Annotated in this window: 22 protein-coding genes and 25 tRNA genes; 41 read left to right on the plus strand and 6 right to left on the minus strand. The window is 54.6% G+C overall.

The window, feature by feature from the left end; translation table 11 throughout:
- Positions 1-169: 169 nt before the first annotated feature.
- From Poly59_RS25665 to Poly59_RS25680, 4 genes are all read right to left on the minus strand, one after another.
- Complete coding sequence (locus tag Poly59_RS25665) at positions 170-436, minus strand: hypothetical protein (protein WP_186776523.1); 267 nt, start codon at positions 434-436, stop codon at positions 170-172.
- 453 nt (positions 437-889) lie between these two features.
- Positions 890-1753 carry a hypothetical protein gene (locus Poly59_RS30290; RefSeq protein WP_246151943.1) on the minus strand — a complete coding sequence of 288 codons (864 nt, stop codon included), beginning with the start codon at positions 1751-1753 and terminating at the stop codon, positions 890-892.
- A 24-nt stretch (positions 1754-1777) separates the two neighbouring features.
- Positions 1778-2137: a hypothetical protein gene (locus Poly59_RS25675; protein ID WP_146537001.1), complete on the minus strand. Its 360-nt coding sequence runs from the start codon at positions 2135-2137 to the stop codon at positions 1778-1780.
- Positions 2138-2431: a hypothetical protein gene (locus tag Poly59_RS25680; RefSeq protein WP_146537002.1), complete on the minus strand. Its 294-nt coding sequence runs from the start codon at positions 2429-2431 to the stop codon at positions 2138-2140.
- On the opposite strand from Poly59_RS25680, the gene Poly59_RS25685 reads away from it, so the two are divergent.
- From Poly59_RS25685 to Poly59_RS25850, 38 genes are all read left to right on the plus strand, one after another.
- Complete coding sequence (locus Poly59_RS25685; protein ID WP_146537003.1) at positions 2423-2995, plus strand: hypothetical protein; 573 nt, start codon at positions 2423-2425, stop codon at positions 2993-2995. The genes Poly59_RS25680 and Poly59_RS25685 overlap by 9 nt on opposite strands.
- 13 nt (positions 2996-3008) lie before the next feature.
- Positions 3009-4343, plus strand: coding sequence for a glycosyltransferase family 25 protein (locus tag Poly59_RS25690; RefSeq protein ID WP_146537004.1), 1335 nt, complete (start codon positions 3009-3011; stop codon positions 4341-4343).
- A gap of 5 nt (positions 4344-4348) precedes the next feature.
- Positions 4349-5104 (plus strand): glycosyltransferase family 2 protein, encoded by a 756-nt coding sequence (locus tag Poly59_RS25695; RefSeq protein WP_146537005.1) that lies wholly within the window; start codon positions 4349-4351, stop codon positions 5102-5104.
- Complete coding sequence (locus Poly59_RS25700; RefSeq protein WP_146537006.1) at positions 5097-5810, plus strand: glycosyltransferase; 714 nt, start codon at positions 5097-5099, stop codon at positions 5808-5810. Before Poly59_RS25695 ends, Poly59_RS25700 begins: the two co-directional genes overlap by 8 nt.
- Positions 5807-6613: a radical SAM protein gene (locus Poly59_RS25705; protein ID WP_246151944.1), complete on the plus strand. Its 807-nt coding sequence runs from the start codon at positions 5807-5809 to the stop codon at positions 6611-6613. Before Poly59_RS25700 ends, Poly59_RS25705 begins: the two co-directional genes overlap by 4 nt.
- Complete coding sequence (locus tag Poly59_RS25710) at positions 6610-7002, plus strand: hypothetical protein (RefSeq protein ID WP_146537008.1); 393 nt, start codon at positions 6610-6612, stop codon at positions 7000-7002. The genes Poly59_RS25705 and Poly59_RS25710 overlap by 4 nt, the downstream gene beginning before the upstream one ends.
- 147 nt (positions 7003-7149) lie before the next feature.
- Complete coding sequence (locus tag Poly59_RS25715; protein WP_146537009.1) at positions 7150-7377, plus strand: hypothetical protein; 228 nt, start codon at positions 7150-7152, stop codon at positions 7375-7377.
- A 259-nt stretch (positions 7378-7636) separates the two neighbouring features.
- The gene (locus tag Poly59_RS25720) at positions 7637-8998 is read left to right on the plus strand and encodes a YcjX family protein (RefSeq protein ID WP_146537010.1); all 1362 of its coding nucleotides are present in this window, start codon (positions 7637-7639) and stop codon (positions 8996-8998) included.
- Positions 8999-9045: 47 nt separating this feature from the next.
- The gene (locus Poly59_RS25725; RefSeq protein WP_186776524.1) at positions 9046-10248 is read left to right on the plus strand and encodes a YcjF family protein; all 1203 of its coding nucleotides are present in this window, start codon (positions 9046-9048) and stop codon (positions 10246-10248) included.
- A gap of 792 nt (positions 10249-11040) precedes the next feature.
- Positions 11041-12207 (plus strand): hypothetical protein, encoded by a 1167-nt coding sequence (locus Poly59_RS25730; protein ID WP_146537012.1) that lies wholly within the window; start codon positions 11041-11043, stop codon positions 12205-12207.
- 71 nt (positions 12208-12278) lie between these two features.
- Positions 12279-13565 (plus strand): hypothetical protein, encoded by a 1287-nt coding sequence (locus tag Poly59_RS25735; protein ID WP_146537013.1) that lies wholly within the window; start codon positions 12279-12281, stop codon positions 13563-13565.
- A 506-nt stretch (positions 13566-14071) separates the two neighbouring features.
- Positions 14072-14143: transfer RNA gene (locus Poly59_RS25740), tRNA-Phe, on the plus strand.
- A 58-nt stretch (positions 14144-14201) separates the two neighbouring features.
- A tRNA-Pro gene (locus Poly59_RS25745) sits at positions 14202-14274 on the plus strand.
- Positions 14275-14444: 170 nt separating this feature from the next.
- Positions 14445-14517 (plus strand) — tRNA-Lys (locus tag Poly59_RS25750).
- A gap of 11 nt (positions 14518-14528) precedes the next feature.
- Positions 14529-14601, plus strand: a tRNA-Ile gene (locus tag Poly59_RS25755).
- Positions 14602-14626: 25 nt separating this feature from the next.
- Positions 14627-14699: transfer RNA gene (locus tag Poly59_RS25760), tRNA-Lys, on the plus strand.
- Positions 14700-14915: 216 nt separating this feature from the next.
- Positions 14916-14986 (plus strand) — tRNA-Gly (locus tag Poly59_RS25770).
- 8 nt (positions 14987-14994) lie between these two features.
- Positions 14995-15066: transfer RNA gene (locus tag Poly59_RS25775), tRNA-Asn, on the plus strand.
- A gap of 85 nt (positions 15067-15151) precedes the next feature.
- Positions 15152-15223, plus strand: a tRNA-Gly gene (locus Poly59_RS25780).
- Between the two features lie 108 nt (positions 15224-15331).
- Positions 15332-15406: transfer RNA gene (locus Poly59_RS25785), tRNA-Gln, on the plus strand.
- A gap of 2 nt (positions 15407-15408) precedes the next feature.
- Positions 15409-15484: transfer RNA gene (locus tag Poly59_RS29775), tRNA-His, on the plus strand.
- Positions 15485-15501: 17 nt separating this feature from the next.
- Positions 15502-15574, plus strand: a tRNA-Asp gene (locus Poly59_RS29780).
- A 106-nt stretch (positions 15575-15680) separates the two neighbouring features.
- A tRNA-Glu gene (locus Poly59_RS25790) sits at positions 15681-15755 on the plus strand.
- Positions 15756-15776: 21 nt separating this feature from the next.
- Positions 15777-15860: transfer RNA gene (locus Poly59_RS29785), tRNA-Ser, on the plus strand.
- A gap of 116 nt (positions 15861-15976) precedes the next feature.
- Positions 15977-16047, plus strand: a tRNA-Trp gene (locus Poly59_RS25795).
- Between the two features lie 146 nt (positions 16048-16193).
- Complete coding sequence (locus Poly59_RS25805; protein WP_246151945.1) at positions 16194-16463, plus strand: hypothetical protein; 270 nt, start codon at positions 16194-16196, stop codon at positions 16461-16463.
- A gap of 64 nt (positions 16464-16527) precedes the next feature.
- Positions 16528-16618 (plus strand) — tRNA-OTHER (locus Poly59_RS29790).
- Between the two features lie 19 nt (positions 16619-16637).
- Positions 16638-16708: transfer RNA gene (locus Poly59_RS25810), tRNA-Ala, on the plus strand.
- 5 nt (positions 16709-16713) lie between these two features.
- Positions 16714-16785, plus strand: a tRNA-Leu gene (locus tag Poly59_RS25815).
- Positions 16786-16884: 99 nt separating this feature from the next.
- Positions 16885-16968: transfer RNA gene (locus Poly59_RS25825), tRNA-Leu, on the plus strand.
- 173 nt (positions 16969-17141) lie between these two features.
- A tRNA-Leu gene (locus Poly59_RS25830) sits at positions 17142-17217 on the plus strand.
- 8 nt (positions 17218-17225) lie between these two features.
- Positions 17226-17298, plus strand: a tRNA-Val gene (locus Poly59_RS25835).
- A 104-nt stretch (positions 17299-17402) separates the two neighbouring features.
- Positions 17403-17474 (plus strand) — tRNA-Ala (locus Poly59_RS29795).
- 15 nt (positions 17475-17489) lie between these two features.
- A tRNA-Ser gene (locus Poly59_RS29800) sits at positions 17490-17575 on the plus strand.
- 12 nt (positions 17576-17587) lie between these two features.
- Positions 17588-17659, plus strand: a tRNA-Arg gene (locus tag Poly59_RS25840).
- A 71-nt stretch (positions 17660-17730) separates the two neighbouring features.
- A complete protein-coding gene (locus Poly59_RS25845; RefSeq protein WP_146537014.1) occupies positions 17731-18543 on the plus strand; it encodes a hypothetical protein in 813 nt (270 codons plus the stop codon).
- Positions 18544-18687: 144 nt separating this feature from the next.
- A tRNA-Arg gene (locus Poly59_RS29805) sits at positions 18688-18759 on the plus strand.
- 251 nt (positions 18760-19010) lie between these two features.
- Entirely contained in the window at positions 19011-19175 is a 165-nt protein-coding gene (locus tag Poly59_RS25850) for an SEC-C metal-binding domain-containing protein (protein ID WP_186776588.1), read from the plus strand.
- A 67-nt stretch (positions 19176-19242) separates the two neighbouring features.
- Here Poly59_RS25850 and Poly59_RS25855 read toward each other — a convergent pair whose 3' ends face one another.
- A complete protein-coding gene (locus tag Poly59_RS25855; protein WP_146537016.1) occupies positions 19243-19602 on the minus strand; it encodes a four helix bundle protein in 360 nt (119 codons plus the stop codon).
- A gap of 51 nt (positions 19603-19653) precedes the next feature.
- Between Poly59_RS25855 and Poly59_RS29810 the strand changes: the two genes are divergently transcribed.
- The 3 genes from Poly59_RS29810 to Poly59_RS25865 all read left to right on the plus strand — a co-directional run bounded on the left by Poly59_RS29810 (position 19654) and on the right by Poly59_RS25865 (position 23712).
- A tRNA-Cys gene (locus tag Poly59_RS29810) sits at positions 19654-19724 on the plus strand.
- A gap of 1296 nt (positions 19725-21020) precedes the next feature.
- On the plus strand, positions 21021-21392 hold the full coding sequence (locus Poly59_RS25860) for a hypothetical protein (protein ID WP_146516109.1): 372 nt from the start codon (positions 21021-21023) through the stop codon (positions 21390-21392).
- Between the two features lie 646 nt (positions 21393-22038).
- A complete protein-coding gene (locus tag Poly59_RS25865; protein ID WP_146537017.1) occupies positions 22039-23712 on the plus strand; it encodes a TROVE domain-containing protein in 1674 nt (557 codons plus the stop codon).
- 183 nt (positions 23713-23895) lie between these two features.
- Here Poly59_RS25865 and Poly59_RS25870 read toward each other — a convergent pair whose 3' ends face one another.
- The gene (locus tag Poly59_RS25870) at positions 23896-25515 is read right to left on the minus strand and encodes a tyrosinase family protein (RefSeq protein ID WP_186776525.1); all 1620 of its coding nucleotides are present in this window, start codon (positions 25513-25515) and stop codon (positions 23896-23898) included.
- Positions 25516-25645 lie beyond the last annotated feature (130 nt).

Here is a 25645-nt window from a genome sequence, read left to right on the forward strand (position 1 = left end):
TGCAGTTCGACGGTCAGCGATCCTGGGTGATCGACCCTCCCAAGCAAACACTTCTATGCAAGCCAACGAAACGCATCAAAGCAAAGTCATGGGGAACGGCTCGCGAGCTTCGGTTTGATGGTGGATGGAAACCGATTGGCCCTGCCGTCTCGGTTTACAACGTTTGCGACTACGCGTTGCTGGCGAGCCAACAGATCGTCTGCCATTTCCATGAAGACACGTCGGCATACTTGACGATCGGTTGCCGCTGTTGTGATGGCAGCAGCAGTTCGAGTAGTTCTTCGAGCTCCAGCAGTTCGTCGAGTTCAAGTTCCAGCAGCAGTTCTAGCAGCGATTCATCGTCCAGCAGTTCTTCTTCGTCTCCTTCGTCATCATCTTCATCCTCGACATCGGGAAGCTCATCAAGCAGCAGTGGCTCGTCGAGTAGTTTGAGCATGAGCGGTTCAAGCTCATCGAGCATGTCGTCGAGTTCCAGCAGTTCTCTATCGTCATCCAGCAGCAGTTCGTCGGGTTCTAGCTCGTCGAGTAGCGGATCGTCGTCATCGTCGTCCGGCAGCCCTTCGTCCTCATCAAGCAGCGGTTCGTCATCGAGCAGCCCGTCATCAAGTAGCAGTTCCGGCAGTTCGTCATCGAAGTCGTCTTCGAGTAGCGATTCATCCTCAAACTCCTCGTCGTCTGACAGCAGCGATTCCTCTCTGAGTTCGTCCGCATCCAGCAGTAGCGATTCGAGCGACAGTTCAACGTCTTCATCAAGCAGCGACAGCAGTAGTCAATCGAGCGATTCGTCAGACAGCAGCGATTCGAGCAAATCGACGAGTTTGCCGAGCGTGAGCAGTTCATCCAGTTCCTCGTCTGCATCGAGCGGTTCGTCCGCCAGTTCGTCGAGTTCTCAATCGAGCAATTCATCCAACAGCGATTCGAGTGACTCGAGCACATCGGCTAGCCTGCCAAGCACCAGTGGTTCATCGAGCTCAGACGGATCGGCGTCCGCATCGAGCGGTTCGTCCGTCAGTTCGTCAAGTTCCCAATCAAGCGATTCATCCAACAGCGAGTCAAGCGACTCAAGTATTTCGACCAGCCAGCCCAGTATCAGTGGTTCATCAAGCTCCGATGGGTCATCGTCCGCTTCGAGTGGTTCGTCAAATAGTTCGTCAAACTCACAATCGAGCGATTCATCCAACAGCGATTCAAGTGACTCGAGCACATCGACCAGTCTTACGAGCATCAGCGGTTCATCAAGCTCCGATGGGTCGTCGTCCGCATCGAGTGCTCCTTCAGATAGTTCGTCCGATTCCCAGTCCAGCAACTCATCGACAAGCGAATCGAGTGATTCCAGCACGTCGATCAGCCTGCCAAGTGTGTCTGGATCCAAATCATCGGCGAGTGATTCGTCGTCGAGCAACTCACAATCAAGCGATTCCGGTTCGTCGAGCGATTCGTCCAACTCGCAATCAAGCGAATCCGCCAGCACGCCATCCGTCAGCAGTTCGCAATCGTCCACATCCGAGAGTGCATCATCAACTAGCGAGTCATCGACTTCAGAATCGAGCCAGTCCGAGTCGAGCACATCCGAAAGTGAATCACGCAGCGAGTCAGACTCGGAGAGCGTGCCTTCGTTTAGTTGGAATTCGTCAGCAAGCAGCGAAAGCGATTCCGTATCGAGTGAGTCCGAATCGGAATCCCAGTCGCAATCGGAATCAACGTCGCAGTCAGCCAGCGAGTCGGGTAGCGATTCCCAAAGCGAATCAAGCATCGACCGCAGTTCGGACTCAAAAAGCTACTCAGCGAGTGCTTCGGCATCGTACTCGGACAGTGCCTCCGGAAGCGAGAGCCAAAGTGGTTCTGCATCAGGAAGCGGATCAGATTCAGGCAGTGACTCAGGATCAGGCAGCGTAAGTGCATCCGAATCAGATAGCGGAAGCAGGTCGGGTTCCGGTTCGCGATCAACGAGCACATCGGACTCTGGCAGTGATTCGCGAAGTGATGACTCGACCAGTGTTCCAACGTCATCAAGTGTCTCTGATTCCGATTCGACATCGCGGTCGATGAGCAGATCAGGATCGGAAGGTTCTGACAGCGATCGGCCAAGTGAAAGCGACGACCCGAGTGTCGGCGATTCATCTGGAAGCGACAGCAATCAACCATCCGAAAGCAACGACTCGACATCCGACTCAGACCCGCCCAGCGATGGTTCCGACCGACCCAGCGAAAGCGCATCCGATAGCAGCGACGGCTCCGATCGGCCGAGCGAAAGCGATTCCACGGAGGAACCTTCCGAAGACAGCAGTGGATCGAGTGAGCCTTGCAACAGCACCTGGATTTGGTCGTGCGGTTGGGAATTGGTGAGCAGTGATTGTGAAGACCCCGGCGATCCACCCAGTTCGTCTGGTTCATTCGACGGAGCAGTAGCGGGGATGACAGCATGATGCATTGCCCACATCTAACGCCCGACAACCAATGCGAAGTTGCCTGCCAACTCGCTGGCTGTCGCGTGCAAACCACGCCGACCGCCTGCAACGCGTGCCAGACCAATGACAACCCGTGCGCGATCAACGTCGTCACGATCGGTATGGCGTTGGTCAACAAAAAGCGACGCAAACAAGACGTCACTGAGTTGGAAACACTGCTTCGCAACTACATGCCAGACGAAGACCCGATCCCGGCGACGCTGAAGATGAGTAGTTACCGACCTGGTCCCGGCAACGAACTCAAGAAGATGATCGCTTGGTTTGCAAAGCCGAGCGAGACGTGCAACTGCGAAACCCGCGTCGACACGATGAACGACTGGGGTGCCGATGGATGCCGCCGAAACATTGACACGATCGTCGATTGGTTACTTGAAGAAGCCCAAGCAAGAGGACTCCCGCATGGAAGGTTTACAGCAAAAGTCGCCCGCAGTCTCGTCAGCACTGCCATCCGCAAGTACGAGCGAAAATTCCCCGAAGGGGCACCCGAACCAGACCAAGACGATCCGGAGGACGAATTCGATCGTTGAACGTTGCTTCCTAATGAACCTCGAGCGACGCGATGATCGGCTGCGTGACTGGATGCGGCAGCTTCCCGATCCTTGGCCGTTCCCCGAACCCGAACGGTTCACCGCGATCGACGGACGCCGCGTGGCAACGCCCCCGCAGTGGCGAGCAGGCAACGGTGCGTGGGGCTGTTACCGATCACATTTGCTGATCCTCGAAAAGTGTTTGCTCGAACACATCGACTCGTATGTTGTCTTTGAAGACGACGCCGGGTTTGGCGACGACTTCTGCGAGCGACTGCAACAGTTCATAGCCGAACTGCCGGCCGACTGGGGCATGGCGTACCTCGGCGGCCAACACCTTTACGCTGGCAAAAATCCGCCGCACAAGGTCAGCGAACACGTTTATCGTCCGTACAACGTGAATCGTACGCATGCGTTCATGGTGCGAGGACGCGAGGCGATGAAAACACTCTATCGCCATTTGACTTGGAACGATTGGCACACCAAGCATCACATCGACCATCACCTCGGTCGATTGATCCAGCGACGCTACCAAGCACTCGTTCAAGGCAAGAACGTTCAAAAAGAATCCATCGCGGTTTACACGCCCGATCGCTGGCTCGTTGGACAATTGCCGACGAAGTCCAACATCTGTGGTCGCAAGTGGAGCCAAACGCGGTTCTTCAATGACGCCAAGAACGCTGACCATTCGGATGCACCGTTCTTTGCCGTGCTTGGACCGCACCGCGCCGGCACTTCGTGCGTCGCCATGGTCATGCACCATCTTGGCGTTCACATGGGCAATCAGCTTGGTGGCTACGAAGCCACTGGAGGCGGCGAGGCAGTTGGGCTGGCACAGCTTTGCGAAAAGGTGATGCGTTTCCCGGCGACGGACCCGAACGTCAGCGACGACCAACTCACTCAAATGCTCAAGTCGTGGATCGTCAGTCGTAAATCAGAAGCGAATCGCGATAAGACGGTTTCTGGAGCGAAGTATCCGCATCTATGTCGCTTCGTGAATCACCTTCACGCGGGGCTTGGCGATTCACTGCGAATCATCTCTGTCGAACGAGACATCGAAGCGTCGATTCGATCGCTGCAGAACCGTAGCGAGAAACATCGTGGCCAATGGTTCGCGGCGAACGATGAGGACTGTGAGGTTCTTCAACGCAGTCTCCGAGACCACCGAGACAACTTCATCTCCGAGCATCCCGACGTGCCGGTGTTCCGGATCGAATTCGCCGAGTTGGTGACGTATCCCGAGGAAGTGATTGGCAATCTGGTCGAGTTTCTCGGCATAACGCCGACTCCGGATGAAATCCAGTCGGCGATCGAACACGTCAATCCTGATCTCCGGAAGTTTGGGTAAGCATCATGGCAAAAAGTGTTTCAACGGCAGACATCACGTTCTGCATCAAGACGATTCACCGGCCTTGGTCCTGCCATCGGCTGGTCCAGTCGCTGCGCGATCATATCGTCGACCCGACCATTGTCGTCGTCGATGACGGTCGCCCCGAACTTCGCTTCAGCGAGAAGTATCCCGAAACCGCCAAGCATTGCGAGGTCATCAATCTCGATCGACACGATGTGGGCGTTGGCGTTGGACGCAACGCAGCGATCGACGCGGCGCAGACCGAGTACATCTTCCTGTTGGACGACGATCACGTTGCCACGGCTGACTTTCACATCGACCGCGTCTGCGAGTACTTCGCCGCTCACGAACTCGACATTCTCGCCGTCCGACAAGGCGGAGGCGGTCGACCCACGATGCTTTCGCCGCTGATGAACGGCAAACGTATCTGGATGCACCGCGGTGAAAAGAAGCGAATTGGCTCGGTCGCCTGGTGCGACATGGTCAGCAACGCGTTTCTCGCTCGCAAGGAAACGATCGCCACGCTCCGTTGGGACGAGGCCCTGAAGACGTACGAGCACTGGGAGTTCTTCTACCGAGCGAGTCACCTCGCCAAGCTGCAAATCGCGGTCGCGACCGATTGCTCCGTCGTCCACGCCCATGTCGCCGGCACGGGCTATCGCGACCTGCGTGGCAGAGCCAAGTTCCGGGCGATGGGGCTTCGCAAACACGGTTTCCATTCATTGCGCTATCCAGGAGGTCAAATCGTCCGTGCGTAATCAAGCCACTTTCTGCATCAAGACGATCCATCGCCCGCATTGCTGTGCGGCGCTCGTTCGCAGCATCTACGACCACTATGGTGATCACCGTCCGCTGATCCACGTCCTCGATGACGGGAAACCGGAACTGCGATTCTCGGCCGTTTGTCCAGACGAAGCTGCCATGGTCGATCGACTGATCGAGACCAAATACGACATCGGCCTTTCCGCCGGTCGCAACAGATTGCTCAATTCCGGCGACACGCCGATCGTTGTCTTCGCAGATGACGATCATCTCGTCACGAATCAAACGCGTCTTCCTGAGTTGATCGGGACGCTCAACAAACATCACGACCTCGATTTGCTGGCGGCGCTCAGTAACAACGACGAACGTCCTCGCATGCTGCGTGTCGACGGTAGAACGCTGCGGATCGCCTTCGGAAGCTACCGGCAGCGGCATTCAATTCGCTGGTGCCATTACGTCGGCAACTGCTTCGTCGCCTATCGCGACATCCTGCGAGCGATCCGCTGGGACGAGTCACTCAAAGTCGAAGAACACTGGGACTTCTTCTGGCGCGCAAAAATCGCCGGAATGAACGTCGCAGTCGACGTCAATCACTCATTCAAACATGAGCACGTTGACCCACCCGGCTATCAGCGTCGGCGGCCGGAATTCCTAAAAGCTGGCTTGGACAAACACGGACTGGAAAAGGTCATGTGGCGATGATCGAAATTCCCGCACTTGAGTACCACCTCGCTCATGGCTGCAATCTCTCGTGCCAACAATGCAGTCACTACAGTAACTTCCGTCTCGCCGGCAAACTTCCAACACTGGATGACGCACGCCGCGAGTATTCGTCATGGTCGTACCGCGTTCGGCCGCGCCGATTCGCGTTGCTTGGTGGGGAGCCGCTCTTGAACCCACATTTGATCGAGCACTTGCGATTGGCCCGCGAGTATTGGCCCGACTCCAACTTGATGCTCGTCACGAACGGATTCTTATTCGATCGTCATCCCGAGTTACCTGCGGCTTTAATTGAAGCCAACTGTCGGCTTGAGGTCAGTCAGCACGGCACACATGAGTCGTATATGGATCGCTTCAATGCGGCAAAGAAAACCGTGTGGCAGTGGCGAGTGGACCATCCGGGCATCCAGATCAAGATTCGCCAGTCACATCGTGGCTGGATGCGACAGTATCGCGTCAAGGATGGCAAGCCGATGCCATTCGATTCCAAGCCGGATGCAGCGTACCGAATCTGCATGCAGAAGACGTGCACTCAGCTGTTCCGCGATTGCTTGTGGAAGTGTCCGGCACTCGCCTATCACGCCCTGATGGAACAACGACTGAAATTCGAAAGCATCCCCGCTTGGCAACTCTTTCGCGACTACAAGGCATGCCCTGCATCGGCCAGTGAAGACGAACTGCAATCGTTCGTCGAGACGAAAGCGATCCCGCAATGCGGACTCTGCCCGAGCAAACGTGTCCCATTCAGACATCCCGATCCGACTCAAAGGAGTGAGATTCGATGACGTATCCGCTTGGTTCTGGCAGCGACGACATCCCGCCTCCCTGGCATCCGTTCATTCCGCCATTCGATCCGCCGGGCAGTTCGTTGCCGCCCGCACCTCCGAACGTTCCACCGGAGGGATCAAGCACTGATGACAACGGTTCCGACGACGAGCCTCGCCCGCCGTGGTGGCCCGAGGATTGGGACTGGCCGCCCGAACCCGAAGGTTCAACCGAAGTACTCGTGCCGCCACCACGCCACGTATGGCCGCGACTGCCGCCCGACCACCCGTACCATTTGCCGCCCGGATTCTGGTGGCCCGACAACATGCCGCCCGGACATCCCGGCACGCCCGAGCCCGGAGACGAACCAGGCGGCAGTGAAACTTCGTCGAGCGGCGAATGGGTGTGAGCAATTGATATTGTGAACACGATCACTTCGCACAGTAGATGACAGTCTGTTCTAGTCGAACGTGACCTGTATTCTCATCATGCCTTTCGACGGTTAAAACACTTGCTAGGAATTCACTCTACTCACTCCAGCAAGGACAAACTCGTCATGGCAAAGAAGAAAGCAAAGACAGCGACCAAGAAAAAGGCATTGACGCTCAACGACATCTACGACCAGGTTTCTCGCAAGGCAGACACTCAGGGCGTCAAGATCAACGTTGCAGAAACCAAACGTGTTCTCGCTTGCTTTTTCGACGTACTCGAAGACTACAAAGCCGTAGATGCATTCGACTTCGTCGCTAAAGGCCTGAAGCGTGCCGGCGGCCGACGACGTTAGTATCTAATTCCAATTCTGCGCCCCGTGGCGAAGTCGATGAATCCTCGTACTATTTCATTTAGAGCTGCCTTCTATTTGGTTGCTTTAGCCCTAGCTTCACCTCGGGCGTTTTCAGAGGCCCTTGATCTCGAGCGATTGCACGAGATCGGAGTGACCATGATTGAAGACAGTTCGGTTGTTGAGGTCGCGTTTATGGCGGTTGGCGAGCCGAAATTTGTATTGAGATAATAAACCAAACAGCTCGTAATCATTTATCCAAATGTTGAATCGGACACATCATATCGGCGTCATCGGCCTAACTCAGAGTGGTAAGACTACCTTTCTTACATCGTTACTGGACCATTGGAATAACCACCACCCTAAAAAGTTTCCGCTTGGCAGAACCCCGCAGAAACATAGCCTCATGATTCAATGGAACGGTGAAGACGAAGACAGTGGAAGACGACTGTTTGAACAGAACCGCGCTTCAATCGCCAGTGGCGAGTGGGTCAGCAAGTCGCTTGCTTTGGAAACTTACTCGCTGTCATTGAATTGCAGCAGTTGGCATCTTGCTCAACCTATAAAACTCTACGACATCCCAGGCGAACGCCTTGCCGACGCAGAAATGCTTCGGCACAAGTGCTTGTCTCATTGGAGTGAGGCGATTGTTCACACGATCGAGGTTGATCCATCACTTTCCGACCACGCTGCTGACTTTTTAAGGGCTTATCGCGGAACAACATCGGCCACAGAATCAAGTCTTTCACGACTTGAAAAGGCTTACCGGAGGTTAATGGCAAAGTTCCTGCGAAGCCGCATCCCGCTTATCACACCGTCGTCGATGTTGGTTGATTCGGATGGCAACTACGTGCCCGATGACTCGATGACCAGCATTGAGAAACTCGAAAAATGGTTTACGGAACAATGCCCGATGGGGATCTCGGGAAAACCAATCGTGCCGGTCCCGAAGTGCTTCAAGGACAAAAAAAGCGAGATGTGGCTGCGATGCCAATCGCACTACAACGAGTATCGCAGGATGGTGGTCCGACCAGCACTCGAACCATTGGGCGCTTGTCATGACATCGTCTTCTTGGTCGATATCGCCGGCATCTTTGCTCAGGGCGCAAGTTGGAAAAACCAAGCCAGCACGCTGATCGAACGATTTGTCGGTGGAGTTGCGCCTGGCAGCTGGACAGAAAAATGGTGGAAGAAATCATTGCACTACGGTGCGTTGGGTCTTGTCGCTCCGCAAGTCGATCGCATTGTTTTCGTTGCGACGCAAACGGATCGCATTCATCGCGACGATCGATCTAAAGTCAAACAATTGCTGGAAGACTTGGCTCGTCCTGCCGTGAGGTATCCGGCGTCGAAGGGTTACCTCGAAGTGCATTACTGTGTTGCTGCCGCCGTTGAGTCAACCGAATCGCATCCAATGCATGAACTCCGTTACCTGAATCAGGACGAAAGCGAGCCCTCCAAAGCGACCATCAGTGAGTTACCGGATGAGTTTCCGAACGGCTGGAAAAGAGGTGACTATCGCTTCCCACGAACCGCACCACGGATGCCTGAGAACAAAGGGAATCCACCAAAGCAATTTGGGCTCGATGCGATCACTGAAATACTTTTTGCGATCAAGAAATAGTCGGACCGGAATCGTTTTCGGCCGACATTCCAATGGAAATCGAAACAATGACTGATCCAAAGCCTGCTCGGCAATCAAAGAATATTTTCGAGTCTCCGATCCTGGATGAGGCCGATGAAGTAGCTGGTCGCTCTGAGAACGAGATGTCGAAGGCAACTGAAACAACAGAACAAAGCGAATCTTCCGGTCCTCGCGTGGTAAAGCAGAAAGATGCGTTGCTGGGTGTTCCCGATATTCGTGGTGTACGACTGGCTGAGGGTGAAACGCTATTTGATCCCGTTGACGAAGATTCCGAAATGCTCGGGGAGCTTGAATCGTCAGTCGATCCTTCGACATTGATCGCTCGCCTTAAACGCTTTAACTGGATGGTAGTTTCATTTTTAATCATCATCGTGGCGGCGTTTTTGCTGTTTGCACTCTCACAGACGGCGACTTTGATGCGAGAAATTGGCTATTTGCCATTCCCCGGAAACTGGATTGGGTTCGTTTCTCTGGGCGTTCTGTGGCTAGCGATCGGCGTTGCTACCTGGCAACTTGTCTCGGGATTTGCACGGTTGAAGAAGACACCAGGTGTTTCGCTATCTGCATTGAAAGTAATGCAAGAACGCGCAGAGAGCCGAAAGTGGCATCGTGAAAATGAAAAGGTCGCCGAAACGGCTGTTCGAGAATTTCTGAGGCTATATCCAACCGATCGAAACCAAAAAAAGCTGTTAGAGAATGGCGGGTTTGGACGTGATAGTATCACCGTCGATGATTTTTTCGAGCGAATTGAACAACAGTTGAGAATCGACAACGGTCTGCCTGACCAGTGGCTCGAAGAAGTTCGTAGTCAAATCGTCTCGCCTATGGAAGATGCTGCTTCACGGATCATCAAGCGAGTCTCACTTCAGGTTGGCGCGGCGACTGCTATTTCGCCGCGCGGTAGTGTTGATTCACTTATTGTGATGGCACAGTCGTATCACTTGGTAAACGAACTGTGTCAACTATATGGCGTCCGCCCTGGCGGATTGGAGACGTGCTACATCTTGGGGCAATCATTCTTGTCCGTGGCGATTGCTGCTGGCGGAGACCAAGCCGCCGACAAGGTTGAAGAGCAATTGCGTGAGACTTTGCAACATACATTGGGCGTTGCTGCTGGCGCTGTTGCTGCGAAAGTTGGCGCTCGAATCGGGGAAGGCACCGTCAATGCAATGTTCGTTCGGCGCATCGGCAACCGGCTAAAAGCTCATCTTTGCCCTATTGCTGACTAGGCACGCGATGGCTAACAGAAAGCATGCCGTGATTACGATGCCGCGTCTTGAAAAGGCGTTTGAGGATGTGCGCAACGAACTAGATTGCTTGGGCGTGTGGAATGAACGTCTTGCCGATGTAGACGTTTACCTTACTTGGATTGGCACCGCGTACGGATATCAGTGCTACCGATCAACTGGCCATATCGAGATCCCGGCGATTTCGATGAGCCGGATGAGCGAAGTCATCTTTGGCGGTCCGCGACGCACGCTTCGTGATCTACTGCGGCATGAATATGGCCACGCAGTGGCTGACACGAATCGCGGTTTAATTCGATCGCGTCGCTTTCGAGTTGCTTTTGGCACTCTTAACAACAGTTGTATTGATTCGAGCTATAGTCCGACCGAGCACGTCCCGATTATGCAGCAACGGATTCATCGGAGGACTTCGCAGAAGTGTTTATGTATTTCTTGAAGCACGATGAAAGAATTCCTAAAAGGTTTAGGACAACGAACATTCAATCAGAGTGGTCATTCGTCGATCGTCTCTGCCGGCAAATAGCAAAGGACAGATGCAAATGGTAGCCAAGATCAGAGAATACAGACGATGGTCGCGTCGAAGCACAGCTTCAATCGAGTTGACGTGAATAACCAGCAGCAGCAAACTTGGTGATGATGGATGCACTGGGCCAGTACAAATCGTTCAGAATGCTTGATAAACTACGAACGTCCACTCACTGGTATAGAATACAGCGCGAAAAAAAAAGACGTGGTCAAGCGAGCTCGATACAACCGTGTTTCGGCAGATTAACAATGAGATATTCACAAACCTACAACTCCATTGCACTGGCGACACTGGCTTCGATCCTCCTTGTTGGATGCGGCCGTGACGACGTTGCTAGCGAAGCTAGCGTGCAAAGAATCGACAAACGACTCGATGCCCTACTGGGCGATATGGAGGCTTCACGTCAATCGATCGTCAGATTACAGAAGCAAACACAAAACGCTGCGATCTCCCAGCTCGACCAACTCGTTCAACAAAGGGACGAACTTCGCAATTCACTGCCCGTGCTCGCAGGTATCGAGCTATCCGATGAATTGGCCGCACTCGACTGGCTGTTAGCGGCCCGGCAGTCCATATCGTTGGAACCGACGGCAGTCAGTTTGCTTGATGCCGAAGCTTTGCTCGACGCAATCCCACCTAGCTTGGAACAAATCGCGCCTAAGTTGGCCACGGAACATGCGACTCAATGTATCCAACTCGCGAAGACATCGTCCGAAGCTGAAATCGTTGATGCGGACAGCTTGGATATCATTCAAGGGCTCTTGGGACGCCTTCAACGGCAAGACGATTCGCCAGACGAAGAAGTCACCATGATCATGCAAGACCTACAGGCGAAATCGAAGGCTCTCGCCAATCTCCAACTGGCCGAAGGATTGCGAACCGAAGCAAAAGCGTTGCAAACACAGCTCGAGAATATTTCCAGCGTCGATGACGCCGAGCTTCGCAGGTCCGCTCTCGTGGGCCTCAGCCAAACAGTTGATTCCATTCGAGTCCGTTTCGTCATGGAGAAGATGCAAGGTCCCGAAGCGGCATTTGCTTCACTGCGGTCTAAAATCGACGACCATCTCACCGAATCCCTTGAAACGCTCGGAAAAGAACAAGGGCGTCGAGTTAACAAGGCTCGCATGAAATACCAAGCATGGGCATTAGGACAGATTCAAACACTCAATCAGATGTTCGAGTCCGAGGGATGGTTCGAGAACAATTACCAGAAAAAGCACGACGCGGCCGTGAAACACTTGCTTCCCATCAATCAGGGCTTACTGGAACCGCCCGTCGCGAAGTTTTACAGCGAAGCATTTGAGACCATTTGGCAACAGATCGAAGACGGTGAAGGCATGCAGCTCTCGCTAGCCCGTAAAACCGCTGAAGTTCCTAAACGCACCCTCGAAAGCTTTATGGAGCACTCCAAATGAATTCTCGCCAGTGTAACTGGATGGTTCGTATCGCTGCGTGCATTCTCACTTGCTCGCTCCTCCCACGAACCGTGCACGCTCAAGAATTGACGTTGGAACAACTGGGTTACCAAACTCCCTATCGCCTGGCAAAACCGGCCATCGAAGACGCGTTTCGTCGTGGCTCCTCGTTGGACCATCGTCGTCAGGCTCTCGTCCGCGCCGCAAACAAAGGATACGGAACGCGCGCACCTAACGTGCTTGGCAATGCGACCAACATCTTGGCGAGCACGCCGGGTGGAATGAAGACCGCTCGTGGCCTAGCTAGCGACAGCCAAGCCCAGCGCAAAGGCGCGGCACGGCTGGTTCGCATGGTTGATGCTTTCGGCGCCGACTCGCGATACCGCGTAATTGATGTCGAGCAAAATGTTTACAACCGGCGAGGCAGAATGGTCACCGATCGTGATCTCGTTTTCCGCCACCGTGCAAGCGGAAGCTTGGGCAGGATCGAAGTCAAAGACGCGATACCGTCATCGCAGTACAGCAATATTCAAAAGTACAAGCGACAAATCAGGCAACTCGCCGCAGAGCAACGGGCGACGGGTCAACCGCAAGCATTCGTCAATCGTCGGCCACTCATTCCCGCATTACAGAAATTTGCGGCCCAGCAGGGCGTAGCAGCATATGGCAATGTCGTCACTTCTTCAGCAAGTGCATTAAAGGCCGGGCACGTTCCGGTCAGCAGAGTCCTGGACGACCTCGATCGCGCGGCGACCCGCCAGTTCCGCATGCGGGCTGTCAGCACAGGTTTCGGCTTGGTCATGGCGGCCGCGGAAGGCGGCCATGCCTTTCAGAAGTGGAACGACTATTTAGCCGGCAATGGTTCAGCAACCGAGGCAAGTTACCACACGCTGATGGCGAGCTCGGGAGCAAGCTTTGCGTTGGGCGGCGTTTCTTCCACGATCGCAACTCAAGTCAACGCCTCAAGCCGCGCCGCCGCGGTTTTAGGACGCGTCGGACGTTACGCAGGTCCCGTTGGCGGAGTCCTGATGGCAGGTGCGTTTGGTGTTCAAGGCTATCAGTTCTACAGCGGTGAATTGAACACACGTCAGTTCGTATATGCCACCTCAACAACAGGTGGAGCATTTGGAGGAGGAGTCGCAGGTGCGATTGGCGGAGGAGCGTTGGGTGGCTTCGGTGGACCAGCGGCTTGGTTCACCGTGCCGGCTGGAGCGATTGTCGGCGGAATCGCCGGAGCTTGGGCAGGTCAGACGATTGCAACATTCGGAGTGGAGTCCTATTACTCGCTGCTCGACGCCGAACAACAAGATCAGCTCGTTGCTTCACTGCGCGAGCTTTACGAAAATCGTTCCGGTTAGGCTCGCAATTGACTGGGCGAGTGATCCCGAATCATCTTCACGCTTTGAATTCTGTCGCCACTTGCGAAGTCGGCGATTGAGTTGTCCCTGCTCAATTCGGTTGGCCGAGCTCATACTTACGAGTATTTCTTGAAAAACTCTGCGTTTGGTAAAATAGAATCGCGGTCTTACACATCTCTATTTTTGTGAAAGCGAGATTTTAAGCGAACCATCGTGACGCGAGCGCGTCTATCTCCCTGAACTACAAGTCACATTCACAGACGAGCGAGTAACGAGCTTTCTGATGTTATCAAAAACCCAATCCAGTCGACTCGAACAGATACACGAAGGCAATCTCTTCGGCGGGCAACCGTTGAATACAGATAATGCCCCGGCGTATCCGCGTCTGATGTGACACTCGCTGCTCTAGCGAATGCTTTCTCCATGAAGGCTCGGTGTCACCGCAGGCATCGAGCCTTTTTTCGTGTCCGCATTGCGGCGGGCAAACCCAACAACGAACCCAACATGGGCTGGTAGCTGAGACGGTCTAGCGGCGGTCTGAAGAACCGCAGACGAGGATTCGAGCGCCTCCCGGCCCACTGACAAGGAAGATATGCGCCGACAGCAAACGCTGCGGCGATCGGAAGAGCACAACATCGGATACAGGTGCAGATGGAAGCACGCCTGGTTTGGGACCAGGAGGGTCTCGGTTCGACTCCGAGGTGTCCGACTTTTTCACAACACAACATGGTAGTCGAGGGCTGGTCGCCCAAATCCGCCTGATACGCGGGTCGCGCTGAGTTCGATCCTCGGGGCTACCACTTACGTCAACGAACACGAAGGAGAACACCAACATGCTGACTGCACTGCGATTGAAACGCATAGCCGCGATCGAACATCGGGGCTGTGGTGTAACTGGCAGCATGACGGACTTTTAATCCGTTCGGTGAGGGTTCAACTCCCTTCGGCCCCATTGCTACGCATCGGCGTGTAGCTCAGGGGTGAGAGCGGCGTCCTTATAAGGCGACGGTCGCGGGTTCAATTCCCGCCACGCCGACTGAAATGAAACAACGACGACACATGGGATTGTGGCAGACAAGGTAATGCATCGGACTCTTAATCCGAGCGATGTGAGTTCGATTCTCACCGATCCCACTTGAAAATAGCAACAAGCTATTAGCCGTTAGCGATTAGCTCCAGCACGGAAAAGCTAATTGCTAACGGCTAACCGCTAATGGCTACTCCAGCTCTGATGGTCTAACGGCAAGACTCCTCCGTCGTAACGAGGTGATGCGGGTTCGATTCCGGCTCGGTGCTCTTAAGACGCTTCGGCGCCATTGATCTTTGACAATTTGGTAGTGATGCATTTTTGCGCCCATGATGTAGCGGTAGCCTGCTGCCTTGCCATGGCGGAAGTGTGGGTTCGACTCCCACTGGGCGCTTTGCAGAATCCGGTGTGGCCCAATGGTAAGGCGGCTCCCTGTTAAGGAGACGAGTGATGGTTCGAGTCCATCCGCCGGAGCTTCGCGAAGTTTGAAGGGCGAAGCGAGAAGTGTGGAATAGATCGCTTCGTTTCACACCTCGCCCTTCAGACTTCCGCATATTTCGTGTCCTTGGCCGAGCGGCAAAGGTTCCGGATTTCCAATCCGGCTAGGTGGGTTCGACTCCCACAGGACACTCTTCTGATGGTGAAAACTCTCTCCGGCGCGTAGTCGCGACGTGAGCCTTTGAAGCTCGCAGATCGGGTTCGATCCCCGGACGGAGTGCTGATGTATTGAAGACCAAATGCCGGAGTAGCAGTTGTTGGTCGCTGCACCTCGCTCTGAACGAGGAGTTCATTGGTTCGATTCCAGTCTCCGGTGCTGTGGCCAGATCTGGTGTTGGTTTCCAGAGACTCACTGTGAATGAGTTTGTCGCCGGTTCAATTCCGGTTGGTCACCCTCGTGCAAACATTTTCGGTGGCAAGTTCCTCTGGGAAGGAAGCTTGATTGTCTATCAAGTTGCTGCGGGTTCGACTCCCGTTGCCATCGCTTTCAATTCGCCGCATTCGACTACTGGCTAGGTCGGCTGCTTCTCAGGCAGCAGGAGGAGATCGAAACTCCTATGCGGTACTCGCTTCGATCGAAGCAACCAAACGGCGTGGTAGATTCTGATGGCAGAATCGTCTGGTTTTCATCCAGGAGTTCGCGGGTTCGATTCCCGCTCACGTCACTGCGTTCAATAACGCAATACGGAAGTCACCCGGCCGGATGAGGACACTGTCTTGAAAACAGCTGCGGTCAAAAACCGTTGTGGGTTCGAGTCCCACGGCTTCCGCTCGACAACATGGGATCGTTTCCACACGGGAGGTTGTAACCCTTCTGCCTTTAATTGTGTGGTAGTCGGCGAGAGGTGCGATTCCTTGCGTTCCCACTTGTTTTGAAAAGTTTCACACGTCTCTGGTGTAACGGTAGCACTGCTGATTCCAAACCAGTTAGTCAGGGTTCAAATCCTTGGGGACGTGCTCTTCGGATCGACTTTTTGACAAAGTCCTGTGGTCCAACGGCTACGACACCTGTTTTACACGCAGGAAACGATTGTTCGATTCCATCCGAGACTACTGCCGGCGTCACGGTGACGCTGGCCCGCAATTAACCAAGGAGAATGACGATGTCCAGAAACGTGAGGTACGTGCAATGTGCGATGAGACGCAACATCGCCCGCGGATCTGTGCGAACGACATCGTACATCCCGCAAGAGTTTGCGAAGGTCGGTCGAGTGCTGAGGCTCAAAGACGACAAGGTCGGTTGGGTCGATGGCTGGGTGGTCGAGTGCGTTGGTGATTCGATCGTCGAAGGTGACCAGATTCCTGACTCGCACAAGGCGATCAAGAACCATCGCAAGTTGACCGGCGATAGTGCTCCGCGACTCAATGCGTAACACGTTGGCAGCCAAGGGAAGGACGCGGTCGGTCGCGTTCTTCCCAGCGGCACCAGCACTCAACGCCCAGGTACGCCAACCGGCCGAGCGACTCGCCCCGGTAATCAATAAACACAGGGCCCGAGTGTTTGCAGGTTCGACTCCTGCTCTGGGCACTGAAACGAAGAACAACATGGGGCGCTCGTCCAACGGGAAGACGTCTGTTTTGCACGCAGAAAATCGGGGTTCGATTCCCCGGTGCTCCACTCACGCTGAGGTAGGCCAACGGCGATCCGCTTGTCTTAGGAACAAGTGCTTGCGGGTTCGACTCCCGCCCTCAGTACTGATTCAACATGCTGTGGTACGCAAACCGGCAAAGCGGCGAATTTCAAATGTTCGTGTTTGAGGGTTCGACTCCCTCCCGCAGTACTTCGATTCAAACAGCCAAGTGGTGGAACCGGTAGACACGCGACACTCAGAATGTCGTGCCCACAGCGGCGTGCGAGTTCAACTCTCGCCTTGGCTACTTTTCAACGATGCGGGTGAGCCAGGCTCATCCGGGCCTCATAAGCCTGGACCGTCGGGTGCGACCCCCGAACCCGCTACTTCGATGCGATAACAACGCGGATGGGCCAGAGCTCAGCCAGGCCTCATAAGCCAGGACCGCCGGGTGCGACCCCCGGATCCGCTACTTCATTCGGCCGGGTACGCAAACTGGCAAAGCGACGAGGTCGAGAGACTCGTGACTTTGTGGGTTCGACTCCCACCTCGGTCATGACAAACGATCGCGTGGTCCAGCGGCTAAGACGCCTGCGTGACAAGCAGGAGACCGATGGTTCGATTCCATCCGTGATCACTGACACAAACGGTCTGTAAGTGTTGCGGCAGCACGCGTCTGTGGTATGGACGAAGACCGGGTTCAATTCCCGGACGGACCTCTGAGTGACGTTTGAAACAAATGGGCTGGCATGTTCCAAGGAGGCGACTGACTTTTGCAAAGTCGGTGGAAGGGTTCGATTCCCTTCCGGTCCACTCACGATTGTTTACGGAAGGCAGCCGGATACGGTTTGCCGGGCCGCACTGCTAACGCGTGCCACCTTCGGGTGATGAGGGTTCGACTCCCTCGCCTTCCGCTTGTTTGAAACGGCTCGATGGTGAAACGGACATCATCTCTGGCTTCTAACCAGAAGTTCCGGGTTCGATTCCTGGTCGGGCTACTGCCGATATTTGCAGTCACGTTGGCTGCCGGCATCCATTCGCTTGTTTGACACTTTTGAAAGGCAATGTCATGAGCATGCGTCAGATTGAGCGTCAATTCACGCGGATTGGTGCTCGAGCAAACGTTCATCCGCCGATCGTTCGGCGTTGGGGAACGGCTCTCCGTGAAAAAGTTTCGATCGACATCGGCAACGACGCCGAGGGCGAGTTCTTCGACATCTCGATTCAGCCACCACAGTTGGCCGAAACGCAGGTGATCGACGTTCAGCCTTCAATGCGGCACCTGCTACTGATGTCGCGACAAGACGACGGAAAGCACAAGTTCTTGTGCGGACACGACGAGCGACATTGGTTCGTTGCTGCTGTTCCTGAACGGGCAGCCGTTTCATCTGTGAAGACAGCTTTCGACGCGCTCAAGCCGGTTGCGGTGCGAGCACTTGAGAACCGTCTTGGCGTGAAGCCGCGAAAGCGGAATCGTCGACGCAATGAAGCGTTCATCCGTCAGGGCGAGTGGTTCTTCGTCCCGGTCGAAAACCCGGCGTTGGTCGATGAGCGTCTCGTGCTGCGGAACGAACCGATCGCACGTGGTGGTGGAAAGCCGCACATTTGCGAAGAAGTGGTTCGACAGGGCGGACAACTGGTTTACATCAGTAACCAGCACCCGAACGGGTTGACCGAGGGACAGCGAATGCGATTGATAAGTCGCAAGCCTGAACTTCGTCATCTGCACTGGGTCGCTCAACGTAGAAACCCCAGCGTGTTGGTTCGCGGACGAGTTCGCCATCCGGACCACAAGACAATCATCTTGAACGGTTGGCACCAAGTCCTGATGAACACTGAAAACGAGTCGATCGCAATGCGACATGTCGCATTCATCGACTGAAGTTTGGTCCCGCACTTCGGTGCGGGGCCATTTCCCAAGCCGACGTGACTCGATGTAGAAAGGCACCGCTCTTGTAAAGCGACCCATGCTGGTGCGAACCCAGTCGTCGGCTCTTGTGACTATGAATGAACAAAGCAATCAAATGACTCGCGGGTGTGCTGGATAGCATGACAGTCTTCGAAACTGTCGGACCAGGTTCGATTCCTGGGCGGGTTACTCAAACTGTTCTCGGAGTGTGCCGGATTCGCACGCGACTTTGCGAAGGTCGTAGACCAGGTTCGATTCCTGGCGAGAGCACTGACTGATCGACTGCAGACTCGGATTACATCTTGAAAATGTGAACCATCTGAGTTGTACCTTCGCCGATCGGTCTTTACACAACTCAACAGTTTCACACTCAAACCGGAGCAGAACGATGCGATACGAACATCTGTATGACGACGACAACGCCCATTGCTTTCGAGCCGATGAGCAAACGTCGTAAAAGCTACCCGTCAGAAACGAAAGTCAAACGCGGAGTCCGAATCATCCAAGGCAAGCAACTCGAGGAAAAGCTCGGTCGCAACGACCTGTGCCCATGCGGAAGCGGTCAACGCTTCAAGCGTTGTTGCCTACGATCGGGGCGTCTGTGATGGCGTCAATCGCGACGACTACTTTTAGGGAATGAGACCTGAGGGATGAGTCTTGAGTCGTTGAGGTTCAAGAAGACGAGCGAAGTGAGCGGATGAGGCCAGCGAGCACCCTTGCTGTTTCATCTGCTTGGTTAGCAAGTTGTTCGGCGGTTTCTCCGTTTGTGTATTCGAGCCGCCGAGCGATCGTCAGTTGATACTCGACCTCTCGAATGGACCCAAATGCCATGTCGAGGAAACGCAGGAAGTCTGCTTCAGAGTTCCGCGCACATCCTTCGACAATGTTGGACGCGATCGAAACGGAAGCTCTACGAAGTTGTGACGTCAGCCCGAACATTTCGTCTTTAGGGAATGTCCTCGTTGCTGAGTAGACCGACATAACAAGCTGGTCCGCCAACTCGAACGCTCGTAGCTTCCGATGATCCCGCATATCTCAACCCCTTTTTCTCAGGACTCACAACTCAAGACTCACCCCTATCTTAACGCTGGAGCCAGATGGCTAGGCGGCCGGCTGCAACCCGGTTTAAGTGGGTTCGACTCCCACCAGCGTTTCTTGATCGACCAACTGACGAATCGGAATACATCTTTGCTAAAGAACCGTCTGATTCAAAACCTTCGCTGGCCGATCACAACACAAGGTTCAACTGCCTGCTGGGAATACATGAGGAGCCTAAGGTAGCGATGTCGGGCGACCGGCTAGTGAACGGCGCTGGAGTCTCTCGGAGACCAAGGGGCCAGTCAACGATCAGCATCCGCTGAAACGGACGTTCTTACCCTCTCAACAACAACTTCGTTGGACTTTTGCAAAACATGGCGACTGCCGGCTTGGAATCCATCCACCAATGATTGCGTCCAGTGAGTCTGGGGATCGTGGCAACACGATCGGTAGGTTCGATTCCTATGCGTTAGTGATCTGAGTCATTACCTCGTCGCCATTTACAAAACACGACTGACTGCCGATTTGGAGTACATGGGCTTCTGTGGCCTACAAGCCTTGCGGGTTCGAGTCCCGCCAGCGATCGCAAGATCGTTGTGGTGGAATTGGAAGACACGCAGGACAGATTCTCTGCTCAATACTTCGTCAGTCGTAATTGATCCAGCTAACAACAACACATGGCGACTGCCGGTTCGGAGTACATGGGAGAGCGCGTCACGCGAGTGACGAGGTCGCGGGTTCGATTCCCGTCCGCTGCGAAAGCAAGCGGTAGCTCAGACAAAAACCTCTGGTCCAGAACTTCGTCGCCACCAATACACGATTGACTGCCTGATTGGACTACATCACGCGACGGTCGTGGGTTCGAGTCCCACCGAAGTGAACCTTGTGTCCGCTTCGTAGCTCAGTTGGTAGAGCATCGAATTGTCTGATTAACAAACTTCGTCAATCGTTTTTTACACACAACAACAGAACAAGGCGACTGCCCGTTCGGAGTACATAGGTTAGAGCGCGTCGCGAGAGCGACGAGGTCGCGGGTTCAAGCCCCGCTCGGTATCCGCAAGGAACGCCGATAGCTCAGGAAAAAACCTCTGGCCACAAACTTCGTCGCCCCCCTTTAACTTAGCACCCGCACACGACTAACTGCCGTTTCGGAGTACATCTTAATTCGGAGGTTGCGGGTTCGATTCCCGCCGGCATTGCCAAGCGGTGCCGTAGCTCAATTGGTTAGAGCATCGAAACGTTTCTGATTCAACCACTTCGTTAGTCGCGTTTTCCCAATCGTCTCGAGAGACTGAACTATGCGTGTTTTATATTCCTGTTTCGCCATTATGACCGGCCGCGAGTAATCCAAGCTCGTGGTTCAACAGAGAACACACACATGCACAATTCAATCTTTCAACGATTACGGAAACATGAAAACCACAACCGAATCCCGATCCAAAACCGTGACGACCGTCGCGGCCAGGATCGCTGGCGAAGACATCGCCAAAGGTGACTACGTCACCATCCTCAGCGAGATCATCGAGCTTCCGTCCTACCTATGGGACTGCTCAGGCATCTCGCAACCGATCGACGAACTCGTACGACTTCGCTACCTGCCACGCGCAGCCGGCGAACCGCACAAAGTCGTTGCCGTTTGCTTGCCGTTCGTTTACGCGAAGCGACCCAAGGGAAACCTGATCGCTTTCGACACACGACAGCAACAACTTGTCCGGCTCGACCGAGACAACGGCCGTTCCCTTTGGAAACAAATGGGAAAGACCACCAAGAAGAAAACGAAATAGAAAGCGCACACGATCGACTGCCGATTCGGAGTACATGCTTCAGGAGCCGGGTGTCGTGGGTTCGAGTCCCACCGGCGCAACTGCAATTCGCAAGATTGCAGCGCCGTAGCTCAGTGGTAGAGCACCGTAAAACCCTCTGGTCACAAGTTCGTCGATCGTGCCCTTTATCAAGGCAAACACAGTGCATCACTACTTCAACAGATAACAGAACATCGAAACACACTCGGCTGCCGGTTCGGAGTACATGGCACGACCGAAAGGTCCAGCGGGTTCGAGCCCCGCCCCGCAAGCTTCCTCGAAAGCAACACGGGTCTCTGTCCAACACTTCGCCGAGTGCTTTTTCGATTTAACAACACAAAACCATCGTGCTGTGAAACGGCCCCACTTCGTTCGGGGCGTTTCCACGCGGTGGCAAGACACACGATCCGACTGCCGGAGTGGAGTACATAAGAGTTCGATTCCCTTCGTCGCCGCTGTCCACTACGACCCAGCCGAATTGGCTGGTCAAAAACCGGCGACGTGGCTCATTCGGGAGCCACCTCTGCACCAAACCTCGTCGGATCGTTTACTTCGTCGTAGCGTGGGCTTCCAACCTGCCGCGACTGCACACGCAGGCTAACAACCTGCATTACTCAGGAGGTCAAACATGGCCAACAAGTCACTATTCCAAAGCATCACTAGCGTCCTGCCACGAGCGACCGTCGTTAACGAAGCAGGCGGCCCAGCGTACAAGATGTCAGCGAAGCACGCGCTCGCCCAAATGGCGGCGACCGGTACTTTCGGCAACGTCTACTACGCGTCCGCGCAAAACCAACTCGACGCGATGCGAAAGCTGATCGACGAGATCGACGACAACGAGTTCCTGGCAAAGCTGGCCGTCTACTCACGTGAGCGTGCTTACATGAAGGACATGCCGGCAGCGCTCTTGGTCGTACTGTCGACGCGAGACACCAAGCTCATGCACCAAGTCTTCGACCGAGTCGCCGATAACGGCCGCGTTCTGCGCACCGTTTTCCAAATGACTCGTTCAGGACAATTCGGTCGCAAGGGTCTGTCGTCATCGCTGCAGCGTGCGTTCCAACGTTGGCTGAACGACGCGTCTGTTGGCAAGTTGCTCTCAGCTTCGATCGGCAACGATCCAAGCCTGCGAGACATCTTGCGAATGGCACGTCCAACGCCAAAGGACGACGCGCGTCGAGCGTTGTTCGGATGGTTGACCGACAAGCCAGTCGAGAAGTGGGCACCAGCTACGGCTGACCACCTACCTTCGACGGTGCAGTCGTTGGTCGCGTACCGAGCAGCCGACACGGCCGAAGCCCAAACGCTGATCGCCGGCGACCTGCAAGTTCGATGGGACTTGCTAGCCGACGCAGCCAAAGGACCGTTGGTTTGGAAGGCGATCGCCCGACAAATGGGTCCGCAAGCACTGCGAATGAACCTCAACACGCTACTGCGTCACGACGCATTTAAGAAGCCTGGAATCCTCGGATTCGCAGGAACCGACAACGCGATGATCGACTACGTGGCCAGCCAACTGGCTGACCGTGATGCGATCACTCGCAGCCGTCAGTTCCCGTACCAGTTCCTGGCAGCTTACATGAACGCATCGGACGAGGTTCCAAGCAAGATCAAGACGGCGCTACATGACGCGGCGGAGATCGCGTGCGGAAACGTACCAAAGCTTCCAGGCCCAGTCATCATCGGACTCGACACGTCAGGTTCGATGGGATGTGCCGTTACGGGAAACCGTGCGGGTCGTTCGGGAAGAGGGGGCGGAACGTCGAAGATGCGATGCGTCGATGTTGCGGCACTGTTCGCAGCAGCGATCCTGCGTCGCAACCCAGACAGCGTCGTCGTTCCGTTCGATACGCAAGCTTACAAGGTCAAGGTCGATCCAAGTGATTCGATCCTGTCACTGTCAGGACGCTTGTCGAAGTACGGAGGCGGAGGAACGGACTGCTCGTTGCCATTCGTCGAAGCCAACACTCGTTACGCGAAGCAAGCCTTCGCGGGCATCGTGTTGATCAGCGACAACGAAAGCTGGATCACGAACAGACGCGCCTACAGCTACGGCCAAAACGGCGCAACCGGAGTGATGACCGAATGGGAGAAGTTCAAGAAGACCCAGCGTGGACTCGGCATCTCCGATCCAAAGCTAGTCTGCATCGACATCCAACCCTACGGAACCAGCCAGGCACCCGAGCGAGAGGACATCCTAAACATCGGCGGCTTCAGTGACGCCGTGTTCAACGTTGTCTCATCGTTCCTAGTAAACGACGCATCCCGCTTCGTCCGCGAAGTAGAATCCGTCGAACTGTAAGTCGAAAGACGAACTGAAATCCGAAACGCCCGCGGAGGATCAATCCCCCGCGGGCGTTTCTTGGCTAGCGGATTCGTGAGTAAACGATTGCATACTTGCTACCTTCAGGAGTTCCGATTCCCGCTTCAGTCCATATTCTGGGGCCGAAGGGTAGAGAAGCATTGCGCGAGTTTCTATGGGTGGCTAATCAACTTTGATGCTGACGTTGGTGACACCAATGTTTCCACTGCGTCGGGTAGATGTCGTCCCGGCTTCGCTAAAAAGCGAATACGGTTTGATCACAACCTTGAGGCGGCTTACGTCCGTGACACCCTTAATCGCATCGGTAATATTCATCCGTTGAGTCACCGAGTTCGATTCATCGGTGTCATGTTCTGCATGGTGTTTCAATCCAAACATTGACAGGTTTCCGACCGAGATCTCGTCAGCATCAGCTATTTGCAAAAAGACTTCGTACCCGACGTTTGGCACGCTCTTCGGCACGAGGAACGTGACTTCCAGCATCGTTTGTGGTCCCCGTTTCGGTCGCTCTACACGCGGTGCAAGCCCCATCAACTTCTGTGATTCCGCTGCTGATCCGACAACATTAAGGCTAAACTCGGTCGCGACTTCTGCCGAAAGCGTTGCCTCCACATCTTTGTTGCGACAGCAATCGCACATTGGTTCGAGTTGAGGCGATGCCATGCCCGTAGCCTTATCCATTTGGAAATTCTTAGGAAGCGTTGCGAGCATTACGTTGGACTCCTTCACATCAAAAGGAGCAGATTCAGTTAATGTTGGAGCATTCGAGTCAACGTCGTCGTACGCAACCCTCAGATTCTTTCCATTCAAATAGAAGACCCGCTGATTGTTCTGAACATTGCCGTCAACGTCGTAGAAATACCATGGACGCGCCGCAAACCACGCCGCGTCGGGGAAATAGCCCCAGGTTCGACCTTGCAGGGCGTCCCATTTCGCAAAGATGCGATCAATGTTTGCGTGATGAACCCAAAAAATCGGATCGAAAGCGGCCGTTCGCACCTCAGCCATTAATCCATTGAAGTCATTCCCGATCACGCCACCTATGGCCACGTGAATATCGTTGTGAGGTCGGCGCTCAATCATTCCCATCGTGCCGGGCGCGTCGTCGTAGACACCACCAGCAAAGCCTGTGTCTTCACTCGGTCCGAAAAGTCGCGTCTCAGACATCAACGCAGCGAACGCTTCGGTCGTAACCTTAGGAGTGAGGCCGGTTCGCCCTACAACGAATGCCGCTTCACGATCCGATGCCCACAGTGGGTTCCTGGGAATGATATCACCGTCTGCGACTTCTCTATTCGCGAACGCGGGCGGAAAAGACACGTCGCCGCCAGTGTAGTTCCAGTATGGCAAGCTGAGCGTCGGGTCCTCAGCAGCCTCGCGAAGAATCTGCTCGAAGTAATAGATGTAAGCGCGGTGCCAAACCAAGAAATCGGCAGACGGTTCTCCGTTGTGTGGGCAGCGATTCCAAAACATCTCACGGCGGACGCTAGTAACGTAAGGATCGCGATCCGCTGCCTCGATCATCGCATCATCAGTCACGCCATGAATCGCGGCCTGAAAGAACCAACTCGTGGGATCGGAAGGATTCCGCGACTTCATGACTCGCACGCCTTTTCGCAAAGATGCAAGCCTCTGTTTCGCCTCAGGCGACCGTCTGTCCTCGGATTCGTCGACGACACCATCGCCATTTGTATCAACGAACAGGTGATATTCAGCGAATGTCCGCAGATCCATTCGCGGTGCAGGCTCAAGGCCATCTTGGCCCGTCACGAAAACAGACATTGCAATCGCAATACCCGGTAACAACCAAAACCTTTTCATCCTAGCGCCCCTCTCTCTCTTGCCGTTCGACAATGTCAACTTCAAGTCATTGCAGACGATCAGCAATGCCTCGTTGCACGCTAGCGATCAG

The organism is Rubripirellula reticaptiva, from assembly GCF_007860175.1.
Taxonomy (GTDB): domain Bacteria; phylum Planctomycetota; class Planctomycetia; order Pirellulales; family Pirellulaceae; genus Rubripirellula; species Rubripirellula reticaptiva.

What these genes read in the sequence shown, in the direction of transcription:
- Poly59_RS25685 (WP_146537003.1), top strand. Translation starts at nt 2,423, where the DNA reads ATGATGCATTGCCCACATCTAACGCCCGACAACCAATGCGAAGTTGCC.
- Poly59_RS25695 (WP_146537005.1), top strand. Translation starts at nt 4,349, where the DNA reads ATGGCAAAAAGTGTTTCAACGGCAGACATCACGTTCTGCATCAAGACG.
- Poly59_RS25690 (WP_146537004.1), top strand. Translation starts at nt 3,009, where the DNA reads ATGAACCTCGAGCGACGCGATGATCGGCTGCGTGACTGGATGCGGCAG.
- Poly59_RS25870 (WP_186776525.1), bottom strand. Translation starts at nt 25,515, where the DNA reads ATGTCTGTTTTCGTGACGGGCCAAGATGGCCTTGAGCCTGCACCGCGA.
- Poly59_RS25725 (WP_186776524.1), top strand. Translation starts at nt 9,046, where the DNA reads ATGACTGATCCAAAGCCTGCTCGGCAATCAAAGAATATTTTCGAGTCT.
- Poly59_RS25730 (WP_146537012.1), top strand. Translation starts at nt 11,041, where the DNA reads ATGAGATATTCACAAACCTACAACTCCATTGCACTGGCGACACTGGCT.
- Poly59_RS25710 (WP_146537008.1), top strand. Translation starts at nt 6,610, where the DNA reads ATGACGTATCCGCTTGGTTCTGGCAGCGACGACATCCCGCCTCCCTGG.
- Poly59_RS25805 (WP_246151945.1), top strand. Translation starts at nt 16,194, where the DNA reads ATGTCCAGAAACGTGAGGTACGTGCAATGTGCGATGAGACGCAACATC.
- Poly59_RS25705 (WP_246151944.1), top strand. Translation starts at nt 5,807, where the DNA reads ATGATCGAAATTCCCGCACTTGAGTACCACCTCGCTCATGGCTGCAAT.
- Poly59_RS25720 (WP_146537010.1), top strand. Translation starts at nt 7,637, where the DNA reads ATGTTGAATCGGACACATCATATCGGCGTCATCGGCCTAACTCAGAGT.
- Poly59_RS30290 (WP_246151943.1), bottom strand. Translation starts at nt 1,753, where the DNA reads ATGCTTGATTCGCTTTGGGAATCGCTACCCGACTCGCTGGCTGACTGC.
- Poly59_RS25680 (WP_146537002.1), bottom strand. Translation starts at nt 2,431, where the DNA reads ATGCATCATGCTGTCATCCCCGCTACTGCTCCGTCGAATGAACCAGAC.
- Poly59_RS25715 (WP_146537009.1), top strand. Translation starts at nt 7,150, where the DNA reads ATGGCAAAGAAGAAAGCAAAGACAGCGACCAAGAAAAAGGCATTGACG.
- Poly59_RS25845 (WP_146537014.1), top strand. Translation starts at nt 17,731, where the DNA reads ATGAGCATGCGTCAGATTGAGCGTCAATTCACGCGGATTGGTGCTCGA.
- Poly59_RS25865 (WP_146537017.1), top strand. Translation starts at nt 22,039, where the DNA reads ATGGCCAACAAGTCACTATTCCAAAGCATCACTAGCGTCCTGCCACGA.
- Poly59_RS25855 (WP_146537016.1), bottom strand. Translation starts at nt 19,602, where the DNA reads ATGCGGGATCATCGGAAGCTACGAGCGTTCGAGTTGGCGGACCAGCTT.
- Poly59_RS25860 (WP_146516109.1), top strand. Translation starts at nt 21,021, where the DNA reads ATGAAAACCACAACCGAATCCCGATCCAAAACCGTGACGACCGTCGCG.
- Poly59_RS25850 (WP_186776588.1), top strand. Translation starts at nt 19,011, where the DNA reads ATGAGCAAACGTCGTAAAAGCTACCCGTCAGAAACGAAAGTCAAACGC.
- Poly59_RS25665 (WP_186776523.1), bottom strand. Translation starts at nt 436, where the DNA reads ATGCTCAAACTACTCGACGAGCCACTGCTGCTTGATGAGCTTCCCGAT.